At 67.2% G+C, this 4,011-nt stretch carries 3 protein-coding genes; 2 read left to right on the plus strand and 1 reads right to left on the minus strand.

What is annotated here, in order from left to right; all coding sequences use genetic code 11:
- The first annotated feature begins 68 nt into the window (after nt 1-68).
- Entirely contained in the window at nt 69-887 is an 819-nt protein-coding gene (locus K8V84_RS19005; RefSeq protein WP_304076816.1) for a carbohydrate ABC transporter permease, read from the plus strand.
- Between the two features lie 71 nt (nt 888-958).
- On the opposite strand, the gene K8V84_RS19010 is transcribed toward K8V84_RS19005, so the two are convergent.
- A complete protein-coding gene (locus K8V84_RS19010; RefSeq protein ID WP_304076811.1) occupies nt 959-2,536 on the minus strand; it encodes a long-chain fatty acid--CoA ligase in 1,578 nt (525 codons plus the stop codon).
- Nucleotides 2,537-2,802: 266 nt separating this feature from the next.
- Here K8V84_RS19010 and K8V84_RS19015 point away from each other — a divergent pair.
- The coding region (locus tag K8V84_RS19015) for a class I tRNA ligase family protein (RefSeq protein ID WP_304076813.1) at nt 2,803-4,011 on the plus strand (1,209 nt) is incomplete at its 3' end.

A 4,011-nucleotide genomic window follows, 5' to 3' on the forward strand; every position in this document is an offset into this window, starting at 1 on the left:
CCGTCGAAGGACGGAACGAGACCGACTGGGCCGCACAGGTGCGGGCCGCCCGCAAGCGGGGGAACTCCCTGCGCCTGGGCCGTGTCGTGGCCAAGGCGGCGGGGGTCTCCCTCCTGCTGTTCTTCACCCTGTTCCCGGTCTACTTCATGTTGGTCAGTGCTTTCTCCGAGAGCGCCACCTCCGGCACGGGCGCGTTGCTGCCGACCTCCTTCACCTTCGAGAACTTCAGGTACGTCCTGGTGGAGGCCAACTTCCTCCTGTACCTGCGCAACTCGTTGACGGTCGCCGCGATCACCGTGGCCATCGCCTGCGTCCTCGCGATGCTGGCGGCGGTCGCCGTGGGCCGCTTCCGCTTCCGGTTCCGCACGGCCGTGCTGGTCCTGGTACTCGTCGTGCAGATGGTGCCGCTGGAAGCGTTGGTCATCCCGCTGTTCATCCAGGTGCGCGACCTGCAGATGCTCAACACGGTGCTGGGCCTGGCGGTCGCCTACGTGGCGCTGTCACTGCCCCTGGCGATCTGGATGATGCGCGGGTTCGTGGCGGCGGTGCCCAAGGAGGTGGAGGAGGCGGCCTACATCGACGGCGCCTCCTGGCCGCAGATGTTCTGGAAGGTGCTGTTCCCGCTGGTGGCGCCCGGTCTGGTGGCCACCGCCATCTTCTCCTTCATCGTGGCCTGGAACGAGTTCGTTCTGGCGATGACCTTCATGACCCAGAGCGAGAACTACACGGTCGCGGTCGGGCTGCGTCAGTTCTTCGGCCAGTACGCCAACGACTGGGGGCACGTCATGGCGGCCTCCACGATCATCACCATCCCGGTGATGGTGTTCTTCATCCTGGTCCAGCGCTGGCTGGTGGCCGGGCTGGTGCAGGGCGCGGTCAAGGGCTGAGCGTCGGCGGGACGCGAACGACGAGGGCCGCCCCCCCGGAAGGGGGAGCGGCCCTCGAACGCGCGGCGGGATCAGCCCTCGCGCAGCTCGCGCTTGAGGATCTTGCCGGTGGAGGTCATCGGCAGCTCGTCGCGGAACTCGATCTGACGCGGGTACTTGTAGGCGGCCAGTCTCTCCTGGGCGAAGGCGGTCAGCTCCTCGGCGGTGGCCTCGGCACCGTCCTTGAGGATCACGAACGCCTTGATCTCCTCCCCGTGGGTCTGGTGGGGGACGCCCACCACGGCGGCCAGACTGATCGCCTCGTGGGTCATCAGGGCCTCCTCGACCTCCCGCGGGTACACGTTGTAACCACCGCGGATGATCATGTCCTTGGACCGGTCGATGATGAAGTAGAAGCCGTCGTCGTCACGGCGGGCGACGTCACCGGTGCGGAACCAGCCGTCCTTGATGACCTCGGCGTTGACCTCGGGGCGGTTGTGGTAGCCCTTCATGATCAGGTGGCCGCGGATGGCGATCTCACCCACCGGGTCCTCTTCGCCCTCCTTGACGACCTCGTTCCACTCGGGGTCGATCAGCTTCATCTCCACGCCCCACACCGGGCGGCCGATGGAGCCGGTCTTGGCGCCGGTGTTGGGGTTGTTGAACGAGGCCACGGGGGAGGTCTCGGACAGGCCGTAACCTTCCTTGATGCCCACCCCGAAGAGCTTGGTGAAGTCCTCCGCGAGCTGGGCCGGCAGCGCCGAACCACCCGAGACCGCGTCGACGACGTTGTCCGCGATCCGCTCCAGGTCGTACTCGGCCTCGGTGGATCGGGCGGCGTTGAGCAGACCCCAGTACATGGTGGGCACGCCCGCGAAACCGGTGACGCCCTCCTTCTGCATGAGCTCCAGGGCCTGGGCGCCGTCGAAACGGGGCAGCAGCACCATCGTTCCGTGCCGGTACAGGACGGCGTTGAGCATGACCGTCTGACCGAAGATGTGGAACAGCGGCAGCACCACCAGTGACACGTCACGCCCGTCCGGGTGGGGGTTGACCAGCCCGGCGGAGACCACGGCGTTCATCATCAGGTTGGTGTGGCTCAGCTCGGCGCCCTTGGGGCGTCCGGTGGTGCCGCTGGTGTAGATGATGACGGCCGTGTCGTCGCCGTTGCGCTGGACGGTCTCGAAGGTGCCCGGCTGACCGTTCAGGGCCGCCCAGATCGTTTCGGCGCCCTGGATGTCGGACTCGGTGGCACCCGCCGCGGCCGGCATGTCGATGAAGACCTCACAGGTGTCCACCTGGCCGAAGGCCTCGAAGGACCGCTCGCCCAGCGGGAGTTCGGGCGAGCCGGTGAACGAGAACAGGGCCTTGGCGCCGGAGTCCTCCAGGTGATAGGCGATCTCACGCGGGGTGAGCAGCACGTTCAACGGGACGACCACGGCGCCCGCCTTGAGCGCGCCGAAGTACACGAAGGGGAAGTAGGGCAGGTTCGGGCTGGCCAGGGCCACCCGGTCACCCGGCTCGATCCCACGGGACACGAGCAGGTTCGCGACCTGGTTCGCGATCATGTCGGTGATCGCGTAGTTCAGACGCGTGTCGCCGAAGACCAGACATTCCTTCTCCGGAGTGGAACGAGCACCGTCCTCCAAGAGAGTGGACAGGTTGAACATGGGGGCCTCCCGCGGCATGTCATTGAGGAACAGGTGCGACGAACGGCAGGCATGACCTGCGACGTGTGTTCTGCGCCACTTGAACGGCAGAGTAACAAACCGGGCGGTCGGTGTGGAGGGGCGTGGGGTCCGTAAATCCACCGACACCCGCTTGACGCTCCGTGACGAACCGGATCGCGGTCGCCCGAAAACCGGTCCGCGAAGGGGGCCGCCAGCCGCTAACCTGAAGTCGACACACCAGGAAACGGCCAAGGGAACACTGAGCGATGACAGCGGTAGACGGCGACCAGACGACGGGCGACACCTACGACGCCCGCGCCCTCCAGGACAAGTGGCAGGCGCGCTGGGCCGCCGAACTTCCGTTCAAGGCCAACGAGGATCCCGCCGACGAACGTCCCCGCTCCTTCATCGTGGACATGTTCGCCTACCCCTCCGGTGACCTGCACATGGGCCACGCCGAGGCCTACGCCATCGGTGACGTCATCGGCCGCTACCGCCTCCAACGCGGCGACAACGTCCTGCACCCGGTCGGCTGGGACTCCTTCGGTCTGCCCGCGGAGAACGCGGCGATCAAGAACAACTCCCACCCGGAGAAGTGGACCTACGCCAACATCGAGACCCAGGCCTCGTCGATGGCCCGCTACGGCGTGGGCGTGGACTGGTCCCGGCGCATCCACACCAGCGACCCCGAGTACTTCAAGTGGAACCAGTGGCTGTTCACCCGGTTCTTCGACCGGGGCCTGGCCTACCGCAAGGACGGGCTGGTCAACTGGTGCCCCAAGGACCAGACCGTGCTGGCCAACGAGCAGGTCATCCAGGGCAAGTGCGAGCGTTGCGGCTCCGACGTCGAGCGTCGTGCCCTGAACCAGTGGTACTTCAAGATCACCGACTACGCCCAGCGGCTGCTGGACGACATGGACCAGCTGGACGACGGTCGTTGGCCGGACGAGGTCCTGGCGATGCAGCGCAACTGGATCGGCCGTTCCACCGGTGCCGACGTGCACTTCGAGATCGAGGGCCGGGAGGAGCCGGTCACCGTCTACACCACCCGGCCCGACACCCTGTACGGCGCCACCTTCTTCGTGGTGGCCGCCGACGCCGACCTGGCCGAGGAGCTGTGCGCTCCCGAGCGGCGCGAGGCCTTCGAGGCCTACCGTTCCGACATCTCCAAGCTCTCCGACATCGAGCGTCAGACCACCGAGCGCCCCAAGACCGGTGTGTTCCTGGGGCGTTACGCCGTCAACCCGGTCAACGGCGAGCGCATGCCCGTCTGGGCCGCCGACTACGTCCTGGCCGGCTACGGCCACGGCGCCATCATGGCGGTGCCCGCCCACGACCAGCGCGACCTGGACTTCGCCAAGGCCTTCGACCTGCCGGTGCGGGTCGTGGTCGAGACCGGTGAGCCCGACCCCGTCGAGACCGGCGTGGCGACCACCGGAGAGGGCACCCTGCGCGACTCCGGTCCGTTGGACGGC

Source organism: Nocardiopsis listeri, from assembly GCF_020741345.1.
In the GTDB taxonomy this organism is placed as follows: domain Bacteria; phylum Actinomycetota; class Actinomycetes; order Streptosporangiales; family Streptosporangiaceae; genus Nocardiopsis; species Nocardiopsis listeri_A.